Annotated in this window: 21 protein-coding genes and 1 tRNA gene; 12 read left to right on the forward strand and 10 right to left on the reverse strand. The window is 40.6% G+C overall.

Annotation, left to right across the window (positions count from 1 at the left end; all coding sequences use genetic code 11):
* The first annotated feature begins 61 nt into the window (after positions 1–61).
* On the forward strand, positions 62–1,255 hold the full coding sequence (locus tag CYAN7822_RS34855) for a restriction endonuclease subunit S (protein WP_013325192.1): 1,194 nt from the start codon (positions 62–64) through the stop codon (positions 1,253–1,255).
* Positions 1,256–1,261: 6 nt separating this feature from the next.
* Here the strand turns inward: CYAN7822_RS34855 and CYAN7822_RS25745 are convergent.
* Positions 1,262–1,335, reverse strand: a tRNA-Val gene (locus tag CYAN7822_RS25745).
* Between the two features lie 162 nt (positions 1,336–1,497).
* On the opposite strand from CYAN7822_RS25745, the gene CYAN7822_RS25750 reads away from it, so the two are divergent.
* On the forward strand, positions 1,498–2,001 hold the full coding sequence (locus CYAN7822_RS25750; RefSeq protein ID WP_013325193.1) for a DNA-processing protein DprA: 504 nt from the start codon (positions 1,498–1,500) through the stop codon (positions 1,999–2,001).
* A gap of 106 nt (positions 2,002–2,107) precedes the next feature.
* Here CYAN7822_RS25750 and CYAN7822_RS25755 read toward each other — a convergent pair whose 3' ends face one another.
* A complete protein-coding gene (locus tag CYAN7822_RS25755) occupies positions 2,108–2,785 on the reverse strand; it encodes a uracil-DNA glycosylase family protein (protein ID WP_013325194.1) in 678 nt (225 codons plus the stop codon).
* A 170-nt stretch (positions 2,786–2,955) separates the two neighbouring features.
* Here CYAN7822_RS25755 and CYAN7822_RS25760 point away from each other — a divergent pair, with 170 nt between their 5' ends.
* Positions 2,956–3,387, forward strand: a complete 432-nt coding sequence (locus CYAN7822_RS25760) for a hypothetical protein (protein ID WP_041933392.1) — start codon at positions 2,956–2,958, stop codon at positions 3,385–3,387.
* A 137-nt stretch (positions 3,388–3,524) separates the two neighbouring features.
* Here CYAN7822_RS25760 and CYAN7822_RS25765 read toward each other — a convergent pair whose 3' ends face one another.
* Positions 3,525–3,947 carry a DUF1824 family protein gene (locus CYAN7822_RS25765; RefSeq protein WP_013325196.1) on the reverse strand — a complete coding sequence of 141 codons (423 nt, stop codon included), beginning with the start codon at positions 3,945–3,947 and terminating at the stop codon, positions 3,525–3,527.
* Positions 3,948–4,240: 293 nt separating this feature from the next.
* The gene (locus CYAN7822_RS25770) at positions 4,241–5,539 is read right to left on the reverse strand and encodes a DUF4912 domain-containing protein (protein WP_013325197.1); all 1,299 of its coding nucleotides are present in this window, start codon (positions 5,537–5,539) and stop codon (positions 4,241–4,243) included.
* Between the two features lie 527 nt (positions 5,540–6,066).
* Between CYAN7822_RS25770 and CYAN7822_RS25775 the strand changes: the two genes are divergently transcribed.
* On the forward strand, positions 6,067–7,404 hold the full coding sequence (locus tag CYAN7822_RS25775; protein ID WP_013325198.1) for a histidine phosphatase family protein: 1,338 nt from the start codon (positions 6,067–6,069) through the stop codon (positions 7,402–7,404).
* 196 nt (positions 7,405–7,600) lie between these two features.
* On the opposite strand, the gene CYAN7822_RS25780 is transcribed toward CYAN7822_RS25775, so the two are convergent.
* The 4 genes from CYAN7822_RS25780 to leuS all read right to left on the reverse strand — a co-directional run bounded on the left by CYAN7822_RS25780 (position 7,601) and on the right by leuS (position 12,739).
* Positions 7,601–8,278 carry a DUF3226 domain-containing protein gene (locus CYAN7822_RS25780; protein ID WP_013325199.1) on the reverse strand — a complete coding sequence of 226 codons (678 nt, stop codon included), beginning with the start codon at positions 8,276–8,278 and terminating at the stop codon, positions 7,601–7,603.
* The gene (locus CYAN7822_RS25785) at positions 8,278–9,387 is read right to left on the reverse strand and encodes an AAA family ATPase (protein ID WP_013325200.1); all 1,110 of its coding nucleotides are present in this window, start codon (positions 9,385–9,387) and stop codon (positions 8,278–8,280) included. The genes CYAN7822_RS25780 and CYAN7822_RS25785 overlap by 1 nt, the downstream gene beginning before the upstream one ends.
* A gap of 8 nt (positions 9,388–9,395) precedes the next feature.
* On the reverse strand, positions 9,396–10,046 hold the full coding sequence (locus tag CYAN7822_RS25790) for a Uma2 family endonuclease (RefSeq protein ID WP_013325201.1): 651 nt from the start codon (positions 10,044–10,046) through the stop codon (positions 9,396–9,398).
* A 128-nt stretch (positions 10,047–10,174) separates the two neighbouring features.
* The gene (leuS, locus tag CYAN7822_RS25795; protein ID WP_013325202.1) at positions 10,175–12,739 is read right to left on the reverse strand and encodes a leucine--tRNA ligase; all 2,565 of its coding nucleotides are present in this window, start codon (positions 12,737–12,739) and stop codon (positions 10,175–10,177) included.
* 256 nt (positions 12,740–12,995) lie between these two features.
* Here leuS and CYAN7822_RS25800 point away from each other — a divergent pair, with 256 nt between their 5' ends.
* From CYAN7822_RS25800 to CYAN7822_RS25810, 3 genes are all read left to right on the forward strand, one after another.
* Positions 12,996–13,274, forward strand: coding sequence for a BrnT family toxin (locus tag CYAN7822_RS25800; protein ID WP_013325203.1), 279 nt, complete (start codon positions 12,996–12,998; stop codon positions 13,272–13,274).
* Entirely contained in the window at positions 13,237–13,497 is a 261-nt protein-coding gene (locus tag CYAN7822_RS25805; protein ID WP_013325204.1) for a BrnA antitoxin family protein, read from the forward strand. The genes CYAN7822_RS25800 and CYAN7822_RS25805 overlap by 38 nt, the downstream gene beginning before the upstream one ends.
* Positions 13,498–13,800: 303 nt before the next feature.
* Complete coding sequence (locus CYAN7822_RS25810; RefSeq protein WP_013325205.1) at positions 13,801–13,992, forward strand: DUF6887 family protein; 192 nt, start codon at positions 13,801–13,803, stop codon at positions 13,990–13,992.
* Positions 13,993–14,088: 96 nt separating this feature from the next.
* Here the strand turns inward: CYAN7822_RS25810 and CYAN7822_RS25815 are convergent, their stop codons facing one another.
* The gene (locus CYAN7822_RS25815; protein ID WP_013325206.1) at positions 14,089–16,479 is read right to left on the reverse strand and encodes a VIT domain-containing protein; all 2,391 of its coding nucleotides are present in this window, start codon (positions 16,477–16,479) and stop codon (positions 14,089–14,091) included.
* Between the two features lie 142 nt (positions 16,480–16,621).
* On the opposite strand from CYAN7822_RS25815, the gene CYAN7822_RS37955 reads away from it, so the two are divergent.
* The 3 genes from CYAN7822_RS37955 to CYAN7822_RS25825 all read left to right on the forward strand — a co-directional run bounded on the left by CYAN7822_RS37955 (position 16,622) and on the right by CYAN7822_RS25825 (position 19,635).
* The gene (locus CYAN7822_RS37955) at positions 16,622–16,789 is read left to right on the forward strand and encodes a hypothetical protein (RefSeq protein ID WP_157871852.1); all 168 of its coding nucleotides are present in this window, start codon (positions 16,622–16,624) and stop codon (positions 16,787–16,789) included.
* Positions 16,790–16,947: 158 nt separating this feature from the next.
* Positions 16,948–17,994 (forward strand): hemerythrin domain-containing protein, encoded by a 1,047-nt coding sequence (locus tag CYAN7822_RS25820; protein WP_013325207.1) that lies wholly within the window; start codon positions 16,948–16,950, stop codon positions 17,992–17,994.
* A gap of 159 nt (positions 17,995–18,153) precedes the next feature.
* Positions 18,154–19,635 (forward strand): NB-ARC domain-containing protein, encoded by a 1,482-nt coding sequence (locus tag CYAN7822_RS25825; RefSeq protein WP_013325208.1) that lies wholly within the window; start codon positions 18,154–18,156, stop codon positions 19,633–19,635.
* A 34-nt stretch (positions 19,636–19,669) separates the two neighbouring features.
* Here CYAN7822_RS25825 and CYAN7822_RS25830 read toward each other — a convergent pair whose 3' ends face one another.
* On the reverse strand, positions 19,670–23,539 hold the full coding sequence (locus tag CYAN7822_RS25830; protein ID WP_041934022.1) for a GAF domain-containing protein: 3,870 nt from the start codon (positions 23,537–23,539) through the stop codon (positions 19,670–19,672).
* A gap of 247 nt (positions 23,540–23,786) precedes the next feature.
* Here CYAN7822_RS25830 and CYAN7822_RS25835 point away from each other — a divergent pair, with 247 nt between their 5' ends.
* Both CYAN7822_RS25835 and CYAN7822_RS25840 read left to right on the forward strand, forming a co-directional pair.
* Complete coding sequence (locus CYAN7822_RS25835; protein ID WP_013325210.1) at positions 23,787–24,332, forward strand: hypothetical protein; 546 nt, start codon at positions 23,787–23,789, stop codon at positions 24,330–24,332.
* Between the two features lie 229 nt (positions 24,333–24,561).
* The gene (locus CYAN7822_RS25840) at positions 24,562–26,451 is read left to right on the forward strand and encodes a peptidoglycan D,D-transpeptidase FtsI family protein (protein WP_013325211.1); all 1,890 of its coding nucleotides are present in this window, start codon (positions 24,562–24,564) and stop codon (positions 26,449–26,451) included.
* The last annotated feature ends 5 nt before the right edge of the window (positions 26,452–26,456 follow it).

Genomic DNA, 26,456 nt, shown 5'->3' on the forward strand with positions numbered 1-26,456 from the left:
CTTCAGGGTTAGGGCGTTTCACAAGAAATTAAGTACAATAATAAAAAAAGAGGGGTAAAGAATGAGTCAGAATTGGGATTTAGTGCCGTTAGGAGAAATATTAATTAAATCTAATACTTGGATTCAAATAGAAGCAAATAAAAAATATAAACAAATTACTGTAAAATATTGGGGTAAAGGTGTAGTTGAACGAAATGAAGTAATAGGGACAGAAATTGCAGCTTCACAACGATTACAAGTTCGTTCAGGACAATTTATTGTCTCTCGAATTGATGCTCGTCATGGTTCTTTTGGCCTAATTCCAGATTGCCTCAATGGTGCAATTGTTACTAATGATTTTCCTGTTTTTAATCTAAATATTAATAGGATTTTACCTCATTTTCTTAACTGGATGAGTAAAACGCCTACTTTTATAGAACTGTGTAAAGTTGCTAGTGAAGGTACTACTAATCGCATTCGCCTCAAGGAAGATAAATTTCTTTCTATGAAAATTCCTTTGCCTAAACTCGAAGAACAACAGCGAATCATAGCCAAAATAGAAGAGTTAGTCGCCAAGATAGAAGAGGCACGAGGGTTAAAGGAAGCGGGAATTAGGGAGTGTGAGATGCTAATAAATGCTGAAATTTATAATTTATTTACTATCTGTAAAAACACACACTGGGCTAATAAAAAATTAGGAGATATCGTTATTGATGACTGTTATGGCACATCTGAAAAAACTCATGATTATAAAGTAGGAATTCCTATTTTAAGAATGGGCAATATTCAAAATGGTATATTAGATGTTAGTGAGTTAAAATATTTAGATATTCATGAAAAAAATAAAGATAAATTAATTCTTCAAAAAGGAGATATTCTAGTTAATCGTACAAATAGCGCAGAATTAGTCGGCAAATGTGCAGTTTTTAATCTTAAAGGAGAATATGGGTTTGCATCATATATAATTCGTTTACGGCTTGATAAAGCTCAAGCTAACCCTACATTAATAGCAATGTATATTAATTCATCTCTTGGGCGAACTTATATGTTTAATGAGCGTAAACAAATGACGGGACAAGCAAATATTAATGCGAAAAAATTGAAAGCATTACCTATTATTTTACCTCCTCTCTCTGAACAACAAGAAATCGTAACCTACCTCGACAACCTACAAACCCAAATAGACGAAATGAAGCGCTTAAGACAAGAATCCCTAAAAGAACTTAATGCCCTCCTTCCCGCCATCTTAGACAAAGCGTTTAAAGGAGAACTATAAAAGGAGTGGACGTAACTGGATTCGAACCAGTGACCCCATCGATGTCAACGATGTACTCTAACCAACTGAGCTATACGTCCATGCGGAAATCTATATTAACACACCTCGAAATTTAAAAGCAAGCGGTTAGCGAAAAAAGTCTCAAAAACTTAAATAGATTCCAAAAAACTGTTACATCAAACACTTGTCACTCGCAACATTTGCTACAATAACATCCGGTCATTCGCCAATTGAGAAAATCTTTGAGTCAGTCAGTCGATATTCCCACCCTAGATACTTTAACCCAGGAACTGGCAGCTATTCAGCAAACCGGGTCGAAACGGATTGCTCTACTAGGATCTCGTCATGTTCCTATCACTCATCAACAGTTAATCGAGATGATGAGTTATGCCCTTGTATTATCGGGCAATCGGATTATGACATCCGGAGCCACCGGCACCAATTCCGCAGCGATAAAAGGGGCTATGCGGGCTGATCCTAATTTAGTGACAGTTATTCTCCCCCAAAGTTTAGAACGTCAACCGAGGGAGTCTCAAGAACAACTCAGACAAGTCATTCATCTGGTAGAAAACCCCGAAAATGACCATCTGTCTCTAGGAGAAGCCAGCGCCATCTGTAACCGTGAGATTATTTCTCGATGCCAGCAGTTAATCTGTTTTGCTTTTCACGACAGCCATACCCTACTACATACCTGTCAGGAAGCAGAAGAACAACGCAAGTTAGTTACTTTGTTTTATTTTGACTAAATTGAGTAGCTGGACATCAACAAGCCGCACTGGTACTTTGGGGGTGAGCATTGCCTATGACTCAGTTCAAATCAATGGCAGTGCCCACCTAAAAATTTAACCTCTCTCAAAACTCAAATTCATTTAACCTCTCCTGCAATAACTGGGGAAACAGTTCATAATACTTTTGATTGAGAGGAGAGGGATGGGGCAAAGGCAGAAGGGTTACTTCTCGTTTATGGGTCATTTTTTGCTCATCAGTAGCCGCCAAAGTAACTTTTAACTTAGCCTCATAGCGGTCTTCTCGCAAAAAAAATTTATTGATTTCTCCTTTGGCTCCATAGGGAGCATACCATTTAAAGGCTTCTGTGCCTAATGTAATAATTTGGTTTCCTTCCCAGTGCAGTACCAATAAACGCTCTATAAAGGGACGAAAACGTTCTTTAACCTCAATGGAATAAGCTTTATTTCCTGGGGGTTTGTAGGGTACTGTATTGGTTAAAATGGCGCGATCACCTACCGTTTCTAAATCTTTCTTCGTTTTCGGCTTTTTTTTATAGATGGCTTCATAAAACCCTTGTCTAACCAGGGTTCCGGCAGCCCCGATTAAAGGTTGAGCGGCATAGACTTCATCTCGCCCTAAATCTCGCCCGAAAAAGCAAATTTGACTCTTAAGGTTGCCAAAATATAGAATAGGCTGAGTGGGTTCTTTACCGGCGGCTTTATAAACTCCTGTATCAATGGGAAAAATTTCTCGCTCAGCTTCAGTGCGAATTTGTACAATTAGAGTTTCAAGGTCTGACATTCTTTTATCCTACAGCCTCTGGGTGAGGTATTATTTTACCAAAGCCTGGGGTCGGCAACTTGTTTCCGACGCTTGCCTACTTCTACAAGTGGGGTTGGTTCATGAGTTATTGCTACTTCCTGAGCGGCCAACTTGAAAATCTACTAAATTTATTCGTGAATCCTGTGTATATGAGTCGATTACTTTATGAAAAATCGGTTTCTTACAAAGGTAATTTAATTATACCTTTTCTGTTTACTATTACGGTAGGAGAACTTATTTATTCTTATTGTTTACTCTCTGAGGACGGAGATAAAAGTCCTTTTCATAAGGCGACTAATCCGTCTGAACTTTACTCGAATAATTTTAAAGATATTATAGATATTGCTAAACAACATTTAGATAAAAATATCGAAAAATTTAGCAATACAGATTATTTTAAAGAACGTTATACTTATCAAAACAATTTAATTATTATTCATCAAGAAGGAGGAAAGTGTTTTTATGATCATTATCCTCCCCATGAACTCAAAAATATCGCCGCACCCAAAATATTTTTATCAGCTTATGATTGTTTAACTTGGGTGAAAAAAGGCTTAAATCAAAATTTGAATATTAACTAATAAAATGAGCATCCATGATCGAGTTAAGCCAGATAAACCTCCTAATTTCAGAGACGTTGTACTCGACGTAGTCAACGTCTCCAGGAGGATTAAAAACTTTTTAAATCATGAAGTAACAGAGCTTAAATTCAAAGAAGTTACATAAACAAATCGAGAGGAAAATGACCATAAGTTCCCACTAAGGCATCATCATCGGCTTGACAAGAAATCAATACTCCTCTATAACTTCCCGCATAGGAATCAAGATAGTGAGATTGCTTTTGAGTATTGTACTTAATATAGACGGGCTGATGCTCCTCAAATTTTTCAGTTGCCTCAAAATTAGTCTGATATCCGAAGGCCTTTAAATAGCTGAATAAGGCGGCTAATCCCTCTTGAGCATTATTGGCACAAACGCCTATATTTTCGTATTCTGAAACACTCGTAATCAGCAGTAATGCTTCCCGAAGTTGCTCTTTTTGTATTTTTGCGTCTACTGTTTTAACCTGGATACAACTATATTCCCTTAGAAGTTTTAAAGCTTCCTCAATTGTTAGATTAGTTTCTTTTAGATCAGACATAAGCCAATGAAATTAATAAAATTTGTTGAGCAACGAACATCAAGAAAAATCCAGTTATGATCGTATATTAGTATAATAATTATTATATTAGGGGTACTTCTTTAAAAAAATACAGAGAATTTTTATAAAGTGCAAATTGGTATAACACCGAGCCTCGAACCGGGTTAGATGCCGTAAAAAGTCAGATAAATAAATGAGCGACCACAGCAAAATTGAACCCCCAACTGCGGAAAGTTAGGGGATTAATTGAGTTGGCTATTTTAAGATTTAAAAGGTTTTAAATCAATTTTTGTTTAGATTAAGCTGGGCCATTCTAAGATAGCTTCGTCCTTAGTATTGGTATGACGAGAGGGAGTCTCGCGGGTAAACTTCATTTGAATTGAACGGGTTTGAACACCGTCAGCCGCCACTGCCATAATGGGGTAGTCAATTAACCCATCTTGGAAGGACATCTGGAAGCGGAAAGTCCCGTCAGGATTGAGCTTAATGGGACGACCACCAATTGTAACAGTAGCATCAGGTTCAGTAGCCCCATAAACGATTAATTCCGCATCCGCAACCAACCAGAACTTACGAGGACGGATGGGAATTTCAGAAGCTCCCATACCTACTCCAGACGCGGTCATGCCGATACCGGACATATTTAAACCGGATACAGTAGGCAATGCCCACATTCCCGCACCCGAGGGGAAGACATAAGAACTGATGGCTTGTTCGCCAGTGACCGCCCAAGAAGACATGAGCGAACCCGCAACGTGCTGCATAGAACCGTAGACAGAACCGGCCACGCGCTGTGCTTCTGCACCTTGAGCCATGTTAAAGATTTGCTTGTAGATGGGGTTGTCGGTTGCGGAAACCGCTTGACGTTTAGCAGGAGGAACCAGAGTGTAAACCGTCTTATCGCGTAAGTCTTCCTCCCAATTAACCGTAACAAAGATATCTTCTACCCAATCAGAAGGATAAACCGGAGGAATACGCACCGGCGCAGAACGAGCCAACACTAACCAACGACCATCCGCACAACGGTAGCCGATATCCACTGCATAATCGCGGTCACTGACAGGAATAGGCATATACCATTCCCGTGCCAACTCATCACAGAGATACTCTTGGATGTTGTGGGGGGATTGATAATCTAGATTAATATCAGTTACGTCGTAAATCCGCAGGGCTAATTGTTGTCCTCCTTGACGACGGAGTTCTTCTTTATGCTCATTGGGAACATCCCAATAAGTGTAAGCCCATTGGGGGTCGCGGGGCATCAAAACAATGCGGCTTTCTCCGTAGCCACCGGGCAGGTCCCCTAAACCATCATCGACGGAAGATAAAGGACCTCCGATTTGATCTTCTTGACCGACATCAAATTTAGATGCTTCCACTGTTTGCTCCTCCTGATCAGTAGATATGGACGTAAATTGAGATGTAAATTGAGAAGTAGTTTGAGAAGTAGTTTGAGCTTCTAATGCTGTTTTAACGGCTTCTAATAACTGAGCCTTACGCATTCGGCTGTAACGAGAGATGTTACATTCACTGGCAACTTTTCGTAGCTGCCTTAATGTCATCTCTTCTAGGGGTGGGCGTTCTTGTACCATGAAGTACACTCTCCGATTATTTGGAACGGTATTTAGCTCCTGGGGGTTGTGATTTTAAATGGCTAGGACAAGATGCCTCACGATTAACCTCATATTTAGATGAATTTGTCCTGTTTTTTGATCGTGCTTTTCCCAGTCTTGGGAACTAGATAGCACTCTTACTCAGATTCACTTGCCGAGATTTAGCGGTTGACAGTCCTCTAAAACTGGCGGGGGTTATACGAGAGGGCGAGTTGTCTAGACCCATGATTCCTACGATAAAAGGGATCACTGGGGATCGTTTTCTTAATATTATGTAACAGAACCGGTCTGCTATACGTCAAGGGGGTTTTTCTACAATCTAAGAGCTATTCACGATTTTATCAACACCTTGGGGATCAATTGTCATGAAATCATAACATAATTTGCTGAGTAAGACTGCTTAAGTAATTAAACTCAGTATAAATCCGATAATTTGTGGAATGACTTTAATCGCCAAAACCTTGTAATCTAGACAGGGATAGGCAAAATAAGGGAGGATAAGCCGCTTGACTACTCGAGTTATTATCGTGCGTCATGGACAAAGCAGCTACAACGCTCAAAAGAAGATTCAAGGCCGTTGTGATGAGTCTGTATTAACAGATAAAGGGCGTGATGATGCCCAAATATTGGGAGATTCTCTAAGTAATCTAGATCTTGATGCAGTTTACTGTAGTCCTCTCCAACGAGCGAAGGCCACAGCCGAAATTATACACTCTTATCTCAAAAATTCTCCCCCTTTACAGCCGCTCAATCAATTGATGGAGATTGATTTGCCGTTGTGGGAAAATATGCTCAAGCAGGAAGTCGCCGAAAAATTCCCCGAAGAGTATCGTTGTTGGCATGAACGTCCTCACGAGTTTAAGATGATTTTGGAGGGACAACAGGAACATTACCCAGTATTATCTCTCTACGAACAAGCGCAACAATTTTGGCGAGAAATCTTACCGAAACATGAGGGAAAAACCATTTTAATTGTGGCTCATAATGGCATTAATCGCTGTTTAATTATGAGCGCTCTTGGGATTAAACCCTCTTATTATCAATCCATTCAGCAATCGAATTGTTGTATTAATGTGTTGAATTTTACAGGGGGATGGGGTGAACCAGTTCAGTTAGAATCATTAAATCAAACCGCTCATTTAGGCGTAAAAATTCCTTCTTATCGTCCTTCCCATAAAGGCCCGCGTTTTTTATTAATTCGTCACGGAGAAACCCAATGGAATCGCGAGTCTAGGTTTCAAGGGATTAGAGATATTCCGCTTAATGAAAATGGAAAGAAACAGGCCGGCCAAGCGGCAGAATTTTTAAAAGATATCGAGCTAAATTTTGCGGTGAGTAGCCCGATGTTACGACCTAAAGAGACGGCTGAAATTATTTTGCAATATCATCCTAACATTGAGTTAGACCTTCAGCCGCAACTGATAGAGATTTGTCATGGACTGTGGGAAGGAAAATTAAAGACAGAAATTGATCAAGAATTTCCAGGGTTATTACAGCAATGGGATGAAAAACCCGAAACCGTACAAATGCCAGAGGGAGAAAATTTACAAGATGTATGGGATAGGGCGGTTGCTTGTTGGGAGGAATTGGTAAAAAAATATGATGACCCAGAAAATCCTCAAACCGGTATTGTTGTTGCTCATGATGCGATTAATAAGGTTATTGTTTGTTATTTATTAGGCTTAGAACCAGCTAATTTTTGGTATATTAAACAAGGTAATGGAGCAGTAAGTGTTATTGATTATCTTCAAGGACCTGGCACTAAACCGGTTTTACAAGCGATTAATATTACTAATCATTTAGGGGGAGGAGTTTTGGATCAAACGGCGGCGGGAGCGCTGTAATTGGGACCTCTTCCTTTTGCCCTACACCCTGAAGGGTGAGGGCCAACCGAGCAGAGCAATCCTACGCGGGCTAATATTATTTTTGATTGATTGTAAATATTTTTAAGCCCCCCTTATTAAGGGATTTTTAAGCCCCCCTTATTAATGGGGGTTGGGGGGATCAATTATATTCAGGTTTAGGGAAAATTTGTATCAATTATGTATCCGTATCCTGTGAATTAAATAAACTATTTAACCAATTAATAAAAGTTTCACTAATAGTTGAATTACAAGTAAGGACTTGTGCGGTTATTGCTTGTCCCATTGGCATTCCTGGTTTTTCTTGCCAAGCTAACCAAGTATGAATTAAAGCTTTAGGACGTTTTACTTCAGCGTAGCGATGTATAGTTAATTCTTCAAGGTGTTCTAAGATTTCTATTGCTTTTGGGTGCAATTGATCATCTGTAGGGATAAGATAAGCAACAAAGTCCTCTAACATTCCTGGTAATTGATTATTAGGCATTATCCAAACGCCAATTTTAGGTAATTCTGCTTGTGTATGTATCCAACCTTCAGGACTAGGAATATTAGGAATATTTTGATAGCCTACTATTTCAAGTTTACTTCTAATAGAGTGCCATCTAGCTTGTAAATCTTGATCGGCATCTACAACTATGCCTAATGTTTGTAGTCTTTTTTGTTCTAATTTATTTGGTAAACCTTCTAGAAGAATTTCAACGCCGCCCATTTCATCTTCTTCTTTAGGAACTTCTATAGAAAAAGTTTCGGGAATTTGATACCGTTCACATAATGCCCAAATAACGTGCCTATCATCTTTTCCTTCTACTAACAATTGTTGAGATTTAGGTTTAGGCGGCTGTATTCTTTTTGGCATTAGCGAACCTCAATACTTTGACGAACAGCAATATCTATATCTTCTGCGGTATATTCAACAGAACGAAGTTTACCATATTTTTTATCTAATCTGAATAATTTGGCAACCGATTTATCTTCTATGCCCTCTAAAGCCTCTTGTAAGGCACAAATACAGTCCCAACTATGAGTAGTGGCAAAGATTTGTATATTTAATTCTTTTGCTGTCTCTATGAGTAAGCGCCACATATCAGTTTGAGCTTCATAATGCAATCCTGTTTCTATTTCATCAACTAACAATATTCCATTTTCTACTGTTAAGCATGACATAGCGAGTTGAAATATTTTTTTCATTCCTGATCCCATACTACTTAAAGGAATAGGGCTATCACTATCTTTAATTCTTAGTCTAACTTGTGGAGGAGTATGACTCACTGTTAAAGCTATTTTTTGTAAGTTAGGAATAATTATTTTTAATGAATCTAGAACTATATCTTCTTTAGGAGTTAAGTTGATTTGATCCCACAGGTTTCTAATGTTTTGTGTATCAATTTTTTCATCATCAATAAAAATAATAGAAATTGGAGAAAATAACGAAGCATTAAAAGTATTTAATTGTCCTTTTATTTCTTTGAGATTATTTTTATATTCTCGCTTATTATTTTCTTTCTTGACTAACTGGTAATTAATTCTATAAATTACGTTAGGCATCTTTTCTGCTTTAGCTTCTTCCATAAAAGAAATATTTATTTTTTCAAACTCTGTTTGGTATTTTATTGAAAAAACTATTAAATTTTTTATGTCAATTTTAGATGATATTTTAATTTCTTGATTTTGCTCCGTTATTTGGTATCCAAAATGCAAATTTTCATAAATATAATCAGTAATTACTTTTTCGCTAGATGTTTTGACAACAATTTCTTTAATTAATTCTCCTCTTCTCTCTAAAATTTCAAGTAATACTGATTTTTCATTAGGTGAAAGAGGTTGTTTAACTAATAAATATATAGCCTCTAAAAAACTCGTCTTACCAATATTATTATCACCAACAATCAAATTAACTCTAGCCAACCCATCAATATAAAAATCCTCAAAGCCGCGATAATTTTTAATTCTTAAATCCTTTAACATAAAATCTCCTATTCAGCCTTATTTAACTGTTCTCTAACCCAACTCCGAAAAGCTCTAACCGTCGCACTTCTGCCCAAAACTTTACACGGTCGGATCATTTCAGGAATCCGATCAACTAAAGACAACATCGGAAAAATACTACTCACCTTAGACTCAAGATAAACACCCTCCTGAAGCAAATTAATTTGTAACCTATGACCATCATATCGCCACAACTCAGGAACCCCTAAAAGTAAATAATTATCAAAACGAGTACGAGAAGTAATATCAACTTCAATGGTCAAATCAGGCGGCGGATCAACAGTCAAATCAATCTTATCCTTTCCTCTCACTAACTCCGTATTTTGAAAATAAAAAGACTCATCCGGTTCCACCCCTTGATCCATCCGTTCACTCTTAAAAGTAGTCGATCCAAAAGGTTCACATTCCCACCCCAATTCATCAACAATAATCCTAACAAACTCTCCCAACAAACCCTTAACCTTTTCATGTTCTGGCAGAGGAGTCATAATCTCCAAAACCCCATAACTATAAGACAACCTAGCCGCTCTCCCATCCCCCAACTCTCGCAAAACTTCCTCAAACTCTTGCCAAGAAACATCCCTCAATAAAACCCTTTCTCCCGGTGGCACATAAAGCCGCTTCAACTCCAAAAACATAACACTTTCTACCCTCCTTTATTCCCCTCTTAAAATCATCTGTATTCATCTGCGGACAATTTTAAATTAGATCCCCCCCAACCCCCCTTATTAAGGGGGGAGTAAGAATTAACTTACTCCCTTCGCCACTACTTACCAACAACAAAATTAACCAACTTACCCGGCACAACAATCACCTTTTTAACCTCTTGATCCTTCAGATAACGTTGAGCAAGTTCCGAGTTAAGCGCCAACTTTTCCAACTCCTCCTTAGAAGCACTCGAAGGCACTTGAATAGTCCCCCTTGTTTTACCCATAACCTGAATAACCAGAGTAATTTCATCTACCACCAAAGCAGACGGATCAAACTGAGGCCAACTTTGCCGATGAACAGAATCAGAATTTCCCAACTGATGCCATAATTCTTCAGCAATATGAGGAGCAAAAGGCGCTAACAAAATTAACAGCGTTTCCACCCCTTCGGTATAAACCGGCGACTCATAACACTTCGCCTCAGAAAGAGCATTATTCAACTTCATCAACTCAGAAACAGCCGTGTTAAACTGATACTCTCCCTCCAAATCATCAGAAATTTCTTTAATCGCAATATGGATAGCGCGGCGGAGGTCCTGTTCAACCTTGGTCAAAGAGTCATTCTTTTTCTTAGACGGTTTATGATTAGCAATATAATCCCCAACCAGCCGCCAAACTCGGTTCAAAAACCTAAATTGGCCTTCCACATCCGCATCATCCCATTCAAGGTCCTTTTCAGGCGGCGCTTTAAAAAGAATAAACATCCGTGCCGTATCGGCCCCATATTTCCCTAAAACCTGCTTCGGATCGACACCATTATACTTAGACTTAGACATCTTCTCATAGAAGACTTCTAAAGGATCGCCGGTCTCTGGATCTTTAGGGTCATTGGGGTTAACTTGAGCAGAAGGGATATACTTACCCGTCTTAGGATTTTTATAAGTCATCCCCTGGACCATCCCCTGAGTCAACAGGCGTTGGAAAGGTTCATCAATATTGACTAAACCCCGGTCCCGTACCACCTTAGTAAAGAAGCGAGAATACAACAAATGCAAGATCGCGTGTTCAATACCGCCTACATACTGATCCACCGCCATCCAATCATTTACTTCTTTTAAATTAAACGCTTCTTGCTCATTATTGGCATCGCTATAGCGGAGGAAATACCAAGACGAATCAATAAATGTATCCATCGTGTCGGTTTCTCGTTTGGCCGGTTCCCCACAACTCGGACAAGAAACGTTGATCCAGTGATCCAATTTTGCCAAAGGAGAAGCACCCCGGCCACTAAACTCCACATCTTCTGGAAGCTTCACCGGTAAATCTGCATCCGGCACCGGAACTGTTCCACAACTGGGACAATGAATCACCGGAATAGGACAACCCCAATAGCGTTGACGAGAAATTAACCAATCTCGGAGGCGATATTGTACCCTAGCTTTACCGAACCCATTATTTTCTGCATAGTCTATGATAGCGGTTTTGCCTTTGGTAGAGTCCATACCGTTAAATGAATCGGAATTGACCATGATTCCGGGGTCGGTATAAGCTTCAGTTAGGGGAGTATCCTTATCCCCTGCGTCTTCGGGAACAATAACCACCCGAATAGGAAGCTTATTTTCCTTAGCAAATTTAAAATCTCTCACATCATGGGCCGGTACGCCCATCACTGCCCCTGTACCATATTCATAGAGGACATAATTGGCAATTAAAATGGGGACTTGTTCGCCAGTAAAGGGGTTAATTGCTTTCCCGCCGGTTAAGATCCCCTTTTTCGGTTTATCTTCGGCGGTACGTTCTATTTCACTCTCGCTGGTGACTTCTTTAATAAACTTTTCTACCGCTTTCTTATTTTTAGGGGTAGTCACTTTAGGGGTTAAAGGATGTTCAGGCGCTAACACCACATAAGTCACCCCATAAACCGTGTCTGGACGGGTAGTAAAGACAGCGATCTTTTCATCCATTCCCACGACAGGAAATTCTAAATAAGCGCCAATAGATTTTCCGATCCAGTTGGCCTGCATCAGTTTAACTCTTTCGGGCCAACCGGTTAACTTATCCAAGTCATTAAGGAGTTGTTCAGCATAGTCAGTAATTTTCAAGAACCACTGACGCAATAATTTTCGTTCTACTTTAGCACCCGAACGCCAAGACTTTCCTTCAGCGTCGACCTGTTCATTTGCTAATACGGTTTGATCGATGGGGTCCCAGTTTACCGCCGCTTCTTTTTGATAAGCGAGTCCGGCCTGAAAAAACTGTAAAAATAACCATTGAGTCCACTTGTAATAGTCTGGGGAACAAGTAGTAACTTCCCGGTTCCAATCTATGGATAACCCCAATTGTTGGAGTTGTTGCTTCATCTGAGCAATATTTTGATAAGTCCACTTCGCCGGATGAATACCCCTTTCAATAGCGGCGTTTTCTGCCGGTAGTCCAAACGCATCCCAACCCATCGGATGGAGAACCCGGTGCCCTTGCATCCGCTTCAGACGAGCGATAACATCGGTAATTACATAGTTCCGAACGTGCCCCATGTGTAGGTTTCCAGAGGGATAGGGAAACATGGATAAAGCGTAATATTTGGGTTTCGTCTTGTCTTCTGGGGTTTTGTCTATCCCCATCTCTACCCAAGTCTGTTGCCATTTTTTCTCGATCGCTTCTGCGTTGTATTGGGACTCCACAACTATTTCTCCACCTGCGCTTTTTTAACTTATTCCCATCTTAAAACTGATATGGGCATACCTTCATCACAATCCGGTTTTTGTATTATCAATGTAACATATATTTCCTAGGGTGGTCACATCCGACCAATTGTATACCAAGCTTTTAAGGTTAATAGTGCCCACCTTATTTGATTTTTAACGTTTGATTCAGTGGATCAACTTCAACAAGATCGGTGATAATAGATTTGTACTTGTTCAGTAGTTTTGAATTTTCATGCAATTTGAATGGGATGAAGCGAAAAATTTAGAAAATATTCGTAAACATCGAATAGACTTCGCGGATATTCCTGCCATGTTTGATGGTTCAATGCTCACTGAACTTGACGAACGGACTAACTACGGCGAAGATCGGTGGATCAGCATCGGATTTTTACAAAATCTTGTAGTAGTCGTCGTCTGGACGGAAAGACAAAACAATATAATTCGTATTATTTCTGCACGAAAAGCAAACCGATATGAACGTCAACGATTCGAAAAATACCTCACGTACTGATTGGGATGCACTTGAAGCAATGACTGATGAGGAGATTGATTACTCTGATATTGCGCCCTTAACTGATGAATTTTTTGAAAATGCTACATTGACAATACCGGCTAATAAAAGTAGCAATTTAATTGAACTAGACTCTGATGTACTTGCATGGTTTCAAGCGCAAGGAAAAGAATATAAAACTATGATTAACTCAGTTTTGCGACGTTATATACATGAAAGATAAAAATTATTCATAAAAGTAAGTAGCATCAAGCTAGAAAATATGAACAATAACGTAGGGTGGGTTTCATAAGCTACCTTCTTACCAATATGTATTATTAATGTAGCACATTTGAGATTGATGTAGCGGCTAAAAAAGACGTTATTTTGCTATTTTCTGCAATACTCATTAATATGAATTTTAGTAACAAATTATTGTATAAAATAAATTGTTGTGCATATAGTTCAACAAGAATAAAGATTGTACTCCCCTCTCCTTGTAGGAGAGGGGTTGGGGGAGAGGTCATCGAGATCAGGAGTTTTTCTAATGGCTAACCTCAAAGAAATGACAAGATCTGAATTAAAAAAATACCTGTCAGATAACAGAAATGATAATGAAGCATTTAGTCAAGGCATGGGAGAACTATTAAGCCGCAACCGTAACACAAAACGTTATCCTGCCAATATATCCCCTGAAGAAATAGGAAAAATCATTCAAGAAAAAATCCAGCAAAAATAGCTAGGTAAAGTGGACACAAGAGAGGTTAAAACCTGAGCTTAAAATTAACCTACCGTGCCCACTCTAAAAACTCTTTGCGGCTTTGCGCGAAAAACTCTACACAGAAACTTGTATTACCAAACAAACATGAGCCACAACAGACTTAGCCGCTCGCCAACGGAGCAAAGCTCGGCGAATAGCCCCAACAACCTTCTTATCTGGTAAAGAAGATAACGTCTCATCAACAACAAGCCGCCTCACCCGTCCCTCATCGACATCGAATTCAAAAACCACATCCCCAGTCGCTCCCACAAGTAACTGCACAGACTCCAAATGTTGAGTCAATAGAGCAATAGCACTCGCATCAAGTCCAGTCACTTTAACTATCTTAAGCTTGTAAAAATTCGGACTAGAGGGCGACAGGCTCTCAGAACGCTGTAGATAATATTGAATAGGCTCGATGATCTTATCAATCTCATCATTAGAAGGGACTCCAGGAGGCATAGGAGCAGCCGCAGGAGGAGGTACAGAAAAATCTGATAAATAACTACTAACAGGTGCTATTCTTTCTGCCATTTTAGGAGCAGGTTCGATGCTCCTCAACACCTGTGCTTGAGCAACACCGCCAAAAATCCCCTCATAACTAATTCCGTCGGGCATTTCCACAGGAACTTGAACCGACACAGAGGCCTCTTGAGGGTTAACCCGTACATCATCGCTAACGGCAACAAAAGCTGTATATTGAGACAAAAGTTGATACTTCAAAGCCGTATCAATCACCGCCTCTACTCCGGCTTTCGTGTCACCCTGCACCATTTGATTCATCAATGCTTTGATGCGAGAACGTCCCCAAAGTTGAGCAATAGCCGGATTTCCTGTCTCTTGAAAGTTCAACTCAAAAGTCTGTTGATAACCCGTACCACCCGCCGCTATGCCAGAGACTTGTAATTTTCCCGCCAAGCGAGCGCTCTTACGTCCAAACAGCACTAAAGGTTGTTCTGCAAACAAATCTGGTAATACAGAAGGATAAATAACCGGAGATTCACCTTCCCCTAGCCATTGCCATTGAATATTCGTTAAAACCGGATTATTAATCTGACGGAAAAATTGCTCTACCACCTGATTAACCGGTTCATCGTGGCGTATAATGCGAGCAAGACCCCGTCCTATCTCAGCAATGCGGTTAAGTAGAAAACGATTAACCGAACTTCCAGCACCAAAACTATAGAGACGGTTTCCCGGCTTCAAATGCTGTTGCACTTCGGCTAAAATTTGATTTTCATTGCCAATATACCCATCCGTTAACAGTACAATACTCCGCAAACGCCCCGCATCTGTTATCGGAAAATTTAAAACCGCACGAATACCCCGCATTAATTCCGTTCCACCCCCTGCCGTTAAGCGATTGATATAATTGAGGGCCAAAGACCGATTTTGAGATGTATTCGCCAGAGGCACCGGTGAAAGTTGTTGAGTGGTATCGGAAAAATCGATAATGCTAAAGGTATCATCCGGATTAAGTCCATTGATGAAATGCCGCATCAACTCCTGACACTGAGCTAAAGGAGCGCCCATTTGAGAGCCAGAAGTATCTATCAAAAACACCACATCTTTAGGCACAATTTGACTCGGTTGATATTTAATAGCCGGAATAAGATACAGGGCAAAATGTCCGCCTCGCTCATCTCCTTGAGTTAAAACAGCCGCTTCTGTGCGATCACCTGCCACCTGATAACGCAAAATAAAGTCTTTATTAGGAATCGTATCGCCGCCAGCTAATTTTACCTGTTTAATCCGTTCCTTTGACTCAATCTGAATTTGATGAGAAGGTGAGCTAATAGCCGCAATTTCTACCCCTGCATCAATTTCTAGCGTCACATTAATATCATGTCTAGAGCGGGTTCCGGGGGGAACGATAGGCGCATTCAAGCGCGAAGCATCCGGCACGAGATCAGTATCTTGATTTTGAGTCATGGGGGAGGGGGCTGAACCCTTACCGGTGGGGCTTTCTTCGATGGTTATACCCGGAATGTAACGCGGTCCGACAACCATCGGAAAGACAAACTCATAATTACCGCCCTCAAAATTTAGGCTATCGGTATAACGGATGATGACATCTATTTGTTCACCAGGTTTGATATTAGCAAGAGACTGAGTAAAGATATTATCTCGTTCTTGTTCGAGTAAGCCGGCTGTTCGTCCTTGTTGTTTCGCTTGTTCATAGATGGCTTTTGCTTCTTGACGTTTTTTGATGCTGCCTTGTATGGTGCGTTCACCGATGCGAATCAGCATATCATCTACAGCCGCTTCATCCGGTAAAGGGAAAATATAAGCGGCTTCTAGAGTAGTTGTAAAGGGATTTTCAAAACTTTGAGTAACTTCTACTCGCCCAATATTACCAGCAATTTTAGCCTCTACTTCAGTGTGTTTGAGGGGAAAAGCAATTTGCTGACCTTCAGGAGTCTGGACATATAAACCGGCGGGTTGGCGTTCAAGGGTTTGAGTCATAATACACGCTCCTATATGCTTATTTATCTTCTTGTCTTCAGTGTAGGGGCGTTACCGGGTCAAGAATGCTCAGTTTTGTGTTCAGGAGCGGCTCAGTATATATCGGTAGGGTGGGCTAATTCTGCAATTAGCCTTAAATAATGTGGCAGAGGCTCAAATTGCTGCTAATGGTGACATACATTTAGCCGCCCATCAGCACACTATTCAACAAATCCTGTCTCAACAATCAAATTTAGATGTTCCTGCGTTATTAAAAATGATAGATGATTTGGGCTTTAAGCTTTCTGTCACTCCTAAAAACCATCTTTAGTTAGATCATCTCCACAAAAAAGAAGATTAATTGTTTTAATTTTCTCTGAACATCTAACCCGGGTTAGGGGGAATTTTTCCGAATTTTAGTCAATATGTAAAGTATTAAAGCTGTTTTAGGCTTAATACTTTAAGGATTGAATTAGAGGAAAACTCAACATGGTAACAACTTTAGAAAATAAAAACCGACAAGCAATCGCTGAAAGATTAGCGGACGTTAAAGCCTTTCAAAATTTAATTATCTCCAATGAGCAAAAACTGCTCGAGACTTGTCAAGATCAAGATCTCCGTGAACGTCTCCAGAATATGCTCTCTGATGACCAAAAAAACTTAGGCATTATCGACACAGTAATTGTTCAGTACGGCGTTCAATCTGAGCCTAATCCTGCTAGTCAAAAAATCATCGAGCAGTATGAGCAATTGATGTCGAGCAATGACATAAGTTTATACCAAAAATTCATTCAGCTTGAAACCCTTAAACATGGTCAATGTATGAGTGGAATTGTTATTCACAAAGCCGCTCAAAAAGTTGGGGCTGATATTGAAGTGGCCCTTGGCCCTCTAAATACCGTCAATTTTGAAAATCGCGCTCACCAAGAACAGCTTAAAGGTATTCTCGAACAAGTAGGTGTCCGCGAAATGACCGGCCAAGATGCTGATCAAGGACTCTGGGCACGGGTGCAAGATGCTGTTGCCGCTTTATCTGGTGTGGCCGGTAGCGTCATGACTCAAAATACCGATAAACAAGATATGAACATCCAGACTCTTATTCGGCTGGATCATAACAAGGTAAATACTATTTTTACTGAAATCGGAGCTACCAAAGACCCTCAAAAACTTCAAGAGTATTTCGGGCAACTGTACAAAGATTTACTAGCACACGCTCAAGCTGAAGAAGAAGAGGTTTACCCCAATGTTCGCTCATTCTATGGTGATAACGACACGCAAGAGCTTTATGATGAGCAAGCACAAATGAAGCAAATGCTCGATGAAATTAAAGCTATTGATCCGACTAATGCTGATCAGTTCAGATCAAAAATTAAAGACTTAATGGATGTAGTCGGCGATCACGTTCGTCAGGAAGAAAGCACGTTATTTATGGCCATTGATAGAAATTGTTCTGATGAACAAAAAGAGCAAATGGCAACTCGTTTTAAAGCGGCTAAGAGCAAAATTCAACAAGGCATGGCAGAGTCCGTCAAGTAATTTATTGACTTCTTGATCATGCTATTAATTTTCCCCTAACTTTAGCCCCCCAAGTTGACGCTCTTGTTGGGGGGATTTTTAATGTACAGTGTAAATTTACTGTGCCCACCTGATGCTAGTTGAGCCACAATAAATATAATCGGCTATCTCAACAAATCTATGGCGAATTCCCTACGAGCATCAACACAAGGACTGGAAATCGTAGATAGAGCAAGGCAACGTCGGGGTTGGACGAAAACTAGCACGGCTCGATGGTGGCAAGATGCCCATACTTCTAGGGCCACTCTGCGCCGCTTCTGGCAGGGTGAGCGTATTCAACAAGATATTTTTATTGCTATTTGTCAGGCAGTGGGAATTAGTAATTGGCAAGCGATCACAGCCGCTAATGAGGTTCCAGACTCTCCTACTCCTCGTTTTCATTGGGATGAAGCCCCAGATCTCGAAAATTTTTACGGGCGACATGAGGAATTAGATCAATTAGAACAGTGGATTATCAATGATCGCTGTAAATTAGTCGTTATTGTTGGACTTGCCGGTATTGGCAAAACTTCACTAGCACTGGCTTTAAGCGATCATATTCAACAAAAATTCGAAAAAATCATCTGGAAATCCCTTCAAACTCCACGCCCCTTGATTAGTCTATTGGATAGCCTTCTAAACACCTTGGATAACCCAACTGCCGCTCAGATTGAACAGGGCATCATTCAACTCCTAGATTATTTGCAAAAACATCGCTGTTTGTTGATTTTAGATGGATGGGAAACCACGCTAGAGGCAGAACAGAAACCAACTTATCATCAATTCTTACAACGTTTAAGCCATGCTCGTCACCAAAGTTGCTTATTAATCACTAGCCGCGAGAAACCATCTGTCATTGAAATTGAGACAAAAGCACGCTGTTTGAGTTTAAAAGGATTACAAGCAGCAGATGCTTTAATGTTACTAAAAGCCGCAGGATTTAACGGTCAAGAACTAGGATTATCTGCCTTAATTAAAATTTACCGAGGTAATCCCTTAGCCCTGAAAATGGTTACTCCTTTGATTCAATCTCTTTTTGGGGGAAATGTGAGTGCATTTCTCAGTCAAAATACCTGGGTTGTTGGGGAGCTATTACGAAACATTTTTCAGCAACAATTTGAGCGGCTTTCTTGCTTAGAGCGTGATCTTCTTTACTGGTTAGCTATCTGGCAAGAGCCGGTTTCCTTGTGCCGCCTGCAATCTTATTTACTACCATCTACTGATCCCTGTGAAGTTTTAGAAGCCATTGTGGCGTTAGAAAGGCGATCACTATTAGAAAAATGGTGGAGTGATGAGCAACCCTCTTTTACCCTACAACCGTTACTTATGAAGATAGTCAAAGATAAATTGGTTGAGCAAGCCGCCGCCGAAATTTCTCAGGTTTTACAAACTAATGATCTTCGTTATTTTAACGTGTTAAGAACTCATTGCTTATTACGTCCGGGTACTGATGTATTTGTTGGGGATTACCTGTTAAGTCGACTTCGGGAGCAATTGTGGCGAGTATATGGGCCAGAACTTCAACAAATTCTCGAACGACTTTTAGGGCAATTGCAAGGAAAAAAACCGTTATTAATTGGTTATATTGCTTGTAATTTAGTTTTTATTAGCAAACAATTCTAGATAAGTAGTCGTGTTCTGTCTGGTTTTTCTTTTATCATTGCTCATCTTCAATGTTTATTAACTCTAATATTTCATCAAAAGCTAATTTATTTAGCATGGATGTTAGAGTTTTAACCAACAGAGAATCCTGTTGAGGAATTTGGGTAATTAATTGATCAATTCGTTTTTCTCTGGCACTGAGTACAGCACTTTGTAGGGTTTTTCTCCATTCAGCAGGCATTTTTTGAATTTCTGATCTTAAATTCTCGAGACGAGAAGAATCGCTAACTCCAATGGCATCAGACTGTTGATAATGGTAACGAACGCCTAAATGTTCAGCTATCTTGTCAAAAATTTTTTCTTTTCGGAAAGGTTTAGCGACAAAATCATCGCAGCCGGCCTTGACAACTGTCATCTTATGTGTATCTAACACACTGGCTGTGAGAGCAATAATTTTAGTTGGTCGTTGATTTTGACTGGGGTGCGGAACGAGTTCCGCACTGAGTGACTCTTTTTCTCGAATTTGTCGAGTCGCTTGATACCCATCTAGAACCGGCATTCGCATATCCATCCAAATTAAATTCGGATGCCAACTTTCCCAAATTTCCACAGCTTGTTGTCCATTTTCAGCTTCACGAACTTGAAAACCCAGAGGAGATAAAAGATTAACTAACATCAGACGACTTTCCCATTTATCGTCAGCTACTAGGATGCGATAGGGCGGTTGTGATGGGGCAAGACCTATAATTTGATGAGTTTGATTCGGTTTTGAAACTCGGGTAGATTCGCTGTGAGTAACCGGAATCTCAAAACTAAAAGTTGAGCCTTTATGGAGTGTACTATTGACAGAAATATTTCCGCCCATTAATTCTACAAATTTTTGACTGATAGGTAAGCCTAAACCCGTGCCTTCTTGAGATTTTCTGCCGCTTACCGTTTGAACAAACGCTTGAAATAAAATATCGAGTTCTTCAGTCCCAATCCCGGGGCCAGTATCTTCCACTTCAAAAAGAATAGCTTGGGAATTTTCTGGCGAGACTCGAACTCGTAACATGACGCTACCGGTTTCAGTAAATTTTATTCCATTCCCAATCAAATTAATTAACACCTGACGAAGTTTACTTTCATCGGTTTTGATATATTGGGGAACGTCTGGATCACAGTGAAAAATGAGTTGTAAATTTTTCGATTGAGCTTTTAATTGAAACATTTCTTCTAAAATATTTAAAAGGCGGTACAAATCAAAATCATTTTCATTTAAAGTAATTCTACCGGCCTCAATTTTGGACATTTCTAGCACATCATTGAGCAGACTAAGTAAATGTTCTCCAGAGCGCCCAATAATTCCCACAAAGTCCTGTTGTTTTTGATTTAAAGATGAATCACGGGCTAGAAGTTGAGTAAAGCCTAAAATAGCATTAAGAGGCGTTCGCAATTCATGACTCATATTAGCCAGGAATTCGCTTTTGGCTTGGTTAGCCGCATCAGCCCTTTCTTTGGCTTTTTTGAGTTCTTCAATGAGTTCAGCTTGCTGTAGGGCCACGCCTAACTGATCTCCGACTCGAGTTAATAAAGAAATCTCTGAGTCTTCCCAGTGACGAGGGACTCGATTTTGGTAAGCGCCTAATAACCCCCAAAGTTTTTCCCCAACAAAAACCGGGGCCACAAGATAGGCTCGGATTTCAAAAATTTTTAAAAGTTCCAGATGACAGGCACTAAGCTTCTTTTGATCAATATCATCAACGGCGAAGGTTTCATGATTATGGTAGCGGCTGGCTTGGGTATCTTGGAAATAGGTATCTCGCCAGACGGTTTTTGTGTTGCCCACAATTAAAGGAATCCAACCTTCTGCAAGGGATTCATAGACAAATTCTCCATTCCAGTCAGGAAAGAAACGATAAACAACTACCCGATCACAGTTAAAAATTTGTCGAAGTTCCTGAGTGGTGGATTCAAAAATTGTATCAATATCTAAAGTTTGACGAACTCTTTCGATCACTCGGGCTAAAGTACGCTCTTGTTGAGCTACTTGTGCCTGTTGTTCTTTTTGAAGCTCTACTTGGGCTAAAGCGATTTGAAGCTCTGTGGAGCGATTTTGTGCCTGAACTAATAATTCTGCCTGTTGTAAGGCAACCCCTAATTGAATGGCTATTTTGCGGACAAATTCTATTTCTTGTGGCTGCCAAGAGCGTGCTGTTGAACAATGATGAATACACAGTAACCCCCAAAGTTCATTCCCTTTGAGTAAGGGTAAAACGAGATTCGCTTTGACTTGAAACTCGGCGAGAATCTCTAGGTGACAATCACTCAAACCCGCTTGCTCAATGTCAGGGATGGCTAAAACGTAACCTTCTTGATAATAATTGGCATGATGTTCTCCAAAACAGCGATCCTGGATTTTTTTGGCTAAAACAGAACTATAAGGAAAGATCACATCTTCTGAGACAAATTCTCCCTCTTGGTAGCCGGAACTAGCATAAAATTGAAAGATTCCCACACGATCGGCTCCGAGGAGATGACGAATCTCGCGAGTGGCTGTCTGGAAAATGGTAGCCAGTTCTAGGGAGTTACGAATTTTGTCAATGACTTCAGCTAAAGCTTTTTCTTGTTGAGCTTCTTGGGCTAACTCCCTTGCCCGTTTTTGTAATTCTGTATCGAGGGTCGTTTGTAGGAGTGCAGAGCGTTGTTGGGTTTGGGCGAGTAATTCGGCTTGTTGAATCGCTACGCCTAATTGTGCCGCAATTTGAACCAAAAAATTAATTTCCGTCTCTTCCCAATGACGAAGGCCTGAATTTTGATAAGTGGCGAGTAATCCCCATAACTTTTCCCCTTCATAAATAGCGACGATTACATAAGCTTTTGCCTGACAGATTTCTAAGATCTTAATGTAGCATTCAGAAAAACCGGCGTTATAAATATCATTACACACTCTAAACAAATCATTTTGGCTGAAGCCCCCAGAAGTGTTTTTTAAATAAGTATCTGTCAGTTGAGGATTGACGAGATTTTTAACACTACATTCGCTGATATTGCCGCACAGTTCTAGATGAGAAAATTGAAGGTCCATTAAAGAAGTCCATCCGTGAGCTACGGTGTCTACAATAAATTCTCCACTCCAATCAGGATTAAAACGATAAATTGCTACGCGATCCCCTTTAATTAACTGTAGAACTTCGCCGGTAGTGGTTTGAAAAATCGTATTGAGGTCTAGTGAGCGTCGAATTTTGTTGATAATTGCGGCAATGGCTTGTTCTCGTTGAATTGAAGCGGCAAGTTGCTCAGATTGTCGTTGAAGTTGACCAATTTGTTCGGCTTGTTGTACCGCAATCCCTAAATGAAGGGCGATTTGTCTGACAAATTCAATCTCTCCATCTTGCCAGTGCCTCGGTTGGTAGCATTGATGAATACACAATAAACCCCAAAGTTCTTTTTCATTGAGTAAAGGAACCACTAAGTTAGCCCGGATGTTAAATTGCTTGAGCAGGTCCCGATAACAGTCTTCTAGGGTGATCTGTTCAATGTCACTAAAGGTATGAATTCGTCCTTGCTGATATTTGTCTCGATGTTTTTGCTCAAAACAGAGGTCTTCAATGGTAATGTTAAGGGCTGATGAGAGAGGGGGAAGAACATCTTCAGCCACAAATTCCCCGACAGTGCCCTGGGTTTTTGGCTTGAAACGAAAGATCGCCACTCGATCGGCTTTGAGCAGTTGACGGACTTCTTGGGCTGTAGAATTAAAAATCGTGGTTAAATCGAGAGATTCTCTTATTTTGGCTATAACCGCCAATAAAGCTTTTTGTTGTTCAATTTGGCTTGATTTTAAATCATTAGTTTTCTCGAGTTGCTTAAAGCGTCTATGGAGTTCCGAGAATTGATGAGTTAACCGTCGCCAAATAGGCTTTGCTAATGGGGGTTTTCTAGACATAATTAACAAGAGAAGTTGACCGGGGCGGGTTAGGGTTGAAGCCTTCATTAAAAGCCCGCTCTTAAGGGGCGGAGTCTTCATCAACCATATTAACCACTCCTGAGATCAAATGAGAGGAGTGATCCCCAAAAATTTATAAATAACTGCCCCCAAAGAAGGAACAAATTTAGAATCTTTTCAGACCTTTGTTGCTAAAGATAATGGTTAAACACGTACAATATCAAAGTATTTGTAGTTGAATTAAGATATGTCTTTAGCTCCTTACCCCATTATTCCTGAAGAACCTACCCGCTATAAAAAATATCGAACCCGTACAAGAAGCTCTCGTCGCCTGGGTAGGAATAAACGAGAGACTCATTTAACAACCCTCGAAGGCTCTTCTCACAAGCGCCAACCCACTGTCGAGTCTCTCAAAAGTAGCTCGCGTATGATCTCCCCACAGTTACGCTTCATGTTACAGTTACAGAAAGTTTCCTCGGTGATCACTTTTTGTCTGATAGCCGCTACTCTGGGAATTTATGCTTGGACAGTTTATGTACCGCGCCTCTGGAGTAAGGAATACAGAAATTTAGAAACCTTACAACGTCATGAGCGGCATCTGACGGCAGCCAATGAAACGATCAAAAATCAATTGGCTCAACAAGCTGAAGAACCCAAAGCCGGTTTAATCAATCCTAAACCCGAGCAAGCGATTTTTCTGCCTCAAACCAATGAACCTGCCGTTCGGACAGCAACACCCAGCAATTCTGCTCAAAATAAACCTTTTATACCCGATTCTCCAGTATCTTATTAGCTATACTTGTTATTAGTTACACAGTGGACCATCATGAGTGGGGAAATGGGTGTCCAGCAAAAGGTAGCCACTGTGCCTAGCGCGGAACACCGCCGCTCGAAAAACTCTCTTTGTTCGGCACTCTAACAGCAAGCGTAATCAATCACCAGTTACCCGTTTTCTCTTTTTTGACTGTTCGGGTGTTCGGGTGTTCGGGTGTTTCTTAGTCCTTACTCCTTACTCCCTATTAATGACTAATCCAAAAGCTAGACTCCAACAAGCCAGAAAAAGAGGTTCTTCTCCCTCAAATCGTTTGAAGGGCAAAAAAAGAAGACCCACTCAACCGTCAACAGAAAAAATCCGTTCGGCAAAACCGACCTCAACAAAAGGAACTCGTGTTAAAAAACAGCCGCCCCCCCTACCTAAAGGGCGACTTTTCCTCGTGTGGGGACTATTAGTGTTGGGGATGTTTGGCTTGGGTTGGAGATTGTATCAACTCCAGATTACCCAATCTGCCCAACTGGAAAAAAGAGCCAAACAGCAGCAGATGATGACCTTACGGCCTTACATTCCCCGGCGCTCAATTATCGATAGTCAAGGAAATGTATTAGCAACTGATCGCATCGTCTATACTCTTTATGCCCATCCGAAATTATTTTCTAAACCGCTACCCGAAGTAGCACAAGAGTTAGGGCCAATTCTTGAGCAAACGCCACAAGGGTTAACTCAACTGTTTAAAGAACGGGATACAGGCATCAAAGTAACGGACAATCTAAGCGAAGCCAATGCTACCAAAATTGAAGACCTCAGACTAGATGGGCTGGAATTACTGGAAAATTATGCTCGCTTTTACCCTCAAGAGCAAATAGCGGCTGATGTGGTGGGCTATGTGGATCGCGACCACAAAGGTCAAGCAGGTTTAGAATTAGGTCAAAAACGCATCTTAGAACGGAATTTGTTAGATCTCTATATCAGAAGGGCCGGCAATGGGGCGATTATGCCGGCTTTTTTGCCTGATGCTAATCTCAGTTTTGATAGCTTACAACTGGAATTGACAATTGATTTACGCCTGCACAGAGCCGCCCGAGAGGCTTTACAACAGCAACTAAAAAAGTACAAGGCTAAACGGGGTGCTGTGATTGTGATGGATGCGACTGATGGTTCTCTGTTAGCCCTCGTTTGTGAGCCGACTTTTAATCCGAACGAATACTATAAGTCTAAAGTTGAACTGTTTAAAAATTGGAGTGTGTCTGATCTTTATGAACCGGGATCGACCTTTAAACCGCTCAATGTTGCACTGGCTCTTGATGCGGGCGTGATTAAACCTGATACTTATGTTAATGACTCGGGGCTGGCGGTGGTAGACGGTTGGCGAATTTATAACGCCAGTAAAACCGGCAATGGCACGATCAATATTGCTAAGGTGCTGCAAGTCTCTAGTAATGTGGGCATGATTCAGATTATGAATCGTTTGAGTGCCAAAGATTATTATCAGCGCCTACAAAAGTTAGGGATCAATGAAAAATCGGGGATCGATTTGCCTGGAGAAGCGACAGGAAATCTCAAAAGTGAGGAGCTTTTTACCGCTAGAGCCATTGAACCGGCAGTAACCGCCTTTGGGCAAGGGTTTTCTCTTACGCCCATTAAGTTAGTTCAACTTCACGGCGCTTTAGCCAATGGAGGAAAGTTAGTAACGCCTCATGTGGTTAAGGGTTTAGCCGATGCACAGGGCCATTTACACTGGAAACCTGATTATCCGATCAGAACGGTTTTTTCCCCACAAGCGAGTCAGGCAGTGGTGAAAATGATGGAAACAGTGGTGACTGATGGCTCAGGAGAAGCGGCTCAAATTCCTTATTATCGCCTTGGCGGCAAAACAGGAACCGCTCAAAAAGCCGGGGCGAGAGGCGGCTATATTCCCAATGCTAAAATTACCAGTTTTGTGGCTATTTTTCCGGTGGATAAACCTCGTTATGTGGTGTTGACGGTGGTGGATGAACCTCAAGGAGGTAATACCTTTGGTTCTACGGTAGCCGCACCTATTGCTAAATCGGTGATCGAGGCGTTAATTTCCCTTGAAGGAATTCCTCCCTCTAAAGGAGGTAAGCCGCTTGCCCCGAAGAAAAATAAAGTTGATTAAAAATT

Origin of the sequence: Gloeothece verrucosa PCC 7822, assembly GCF_000147335.1 — a bacterium.
GTDB classification, from domain to species: Bacteria; Cyanobacteriota; Cyanobacteriia; order Cyanobacteriales; family Microcystaceae; genus Gloeothece; species Gloeothece verrucosa.

Coding starts and splice junctions, on each gene's coding strand:
- CYAN7822_RS34855 (WP_013325192.1), top strand. CDS start 62: ATGAGTCAGAATTGGGATTTAGTGCCGTTAGGAGAAATATTAATTAAA.
- CYAN7822_RS25755 (WP_013325194.1), bottom strand. CDS start 2,785: ATGTCAGACCTTGAAACTCTAATTGTACAAATTCGCACTGAAGCTGAG.
- CYAN7822_RS25760 (WP_041933392.1), top strand. CDS start 2,956: ATGAGTCGATTACTTTATGAAAAATCGGTTTCTTACAAAGGTAATTTA.
- CYAN7822_RS25765 (WP_013325196.1), bottom strand. CDS start 3,947: ATGTCTGATCTAAAAGAAACTAATCTAACAATTGAGGAAGCTTTAAAA.
- CYAN7822_RS25770 (WP_013325197.1), bottom strand. CDS start 5,539: ATGGTACAAGAACGCCCACCCCTAGAAGAGATGACATTAAGGCAGCTA.
- CYAN7822_RS25780 (WP_013325199.1), bottom strand. CDS start 8,278: ATGCCAAAAAGAATACAGCCGCCTAAACCTAAATCTCAACAATTGTTA.
- CYAN7822_RS25785 (WP_013325200.1), bottom strand. CDS start 9,387: ATGTTAAAGGATTTAAGAATTAAAAATTATCGCGGCTTTGAGGATTTT.
- CYAN7822_RS25790 (WP_013325201.1), bottom strand. CDS start 10,046: ATGTTTTTGGAGTTGAAGCGGCTTTATGTGCCACCGGGAGAAAGGGTT.
- CYAN7822_RS25800 (WP_013325203.1), top strand. CDS start 12,996: ATGCAATTTGAATGGGATGAAGCGAAAAATTTAGAAAATATTCGTAAA.
- CYAN7822_RS25805 (WP_013325204.1), top strand. CDS start 13,237: ATGAACGTCAACGATTCGAAAAATACCTCACGTACTGATTGGGATGCA.
- CYAN7822_RS25810 (WP_013325205.1), top strand. CDS start 13,801: ATGGCTAACCTCAAAGAAATGACAAGATCTGAATTAAAAAAATACCTG.
- CYAN7822_RS25815 (WP_013325206.1), bottom strand. CDS start 16,479: ATGACTCAAACCCTTGAACGCCAACCCGCCGGTTTATATGTCCAGACT.
- CYAN7822_RS25820 (WP_013325207.1), top strand. CDS start 16,948: ATGGTAACAACTTTAGAAAATAAAAACCGACAAGCAATCGCTGAAAGA.
- CYAN7822_RS25825 (WP_013325208.1), top strand. CDS start 18,154: ATGGCGAATTCCCTACGAGCATCAACACAAGGACTGGAAATCGTAGAT.
- CYAN7822_RS25830 (WP_041934022.1), bottom strand. CDS start 23,539: ATGTCTAGAAAACCCCCATTAGCAAAGCCTATTTGGCGACGGTTAACT.
- CYAN7822_RS25835 (WP_013325210.1), top strand. CDS start 23,787: ATGTCTTTAGCTCCTTACCCCATTATTCCTGAAGAACCTACCCGCTAT.
- CYAN7822_RS25840 (WP_013325211.1), top strand. CDS start 24,562: ATGACTAATCCAAAAGCTAGACTCCAACAAGCCAGAAAAAGAGGTTCT.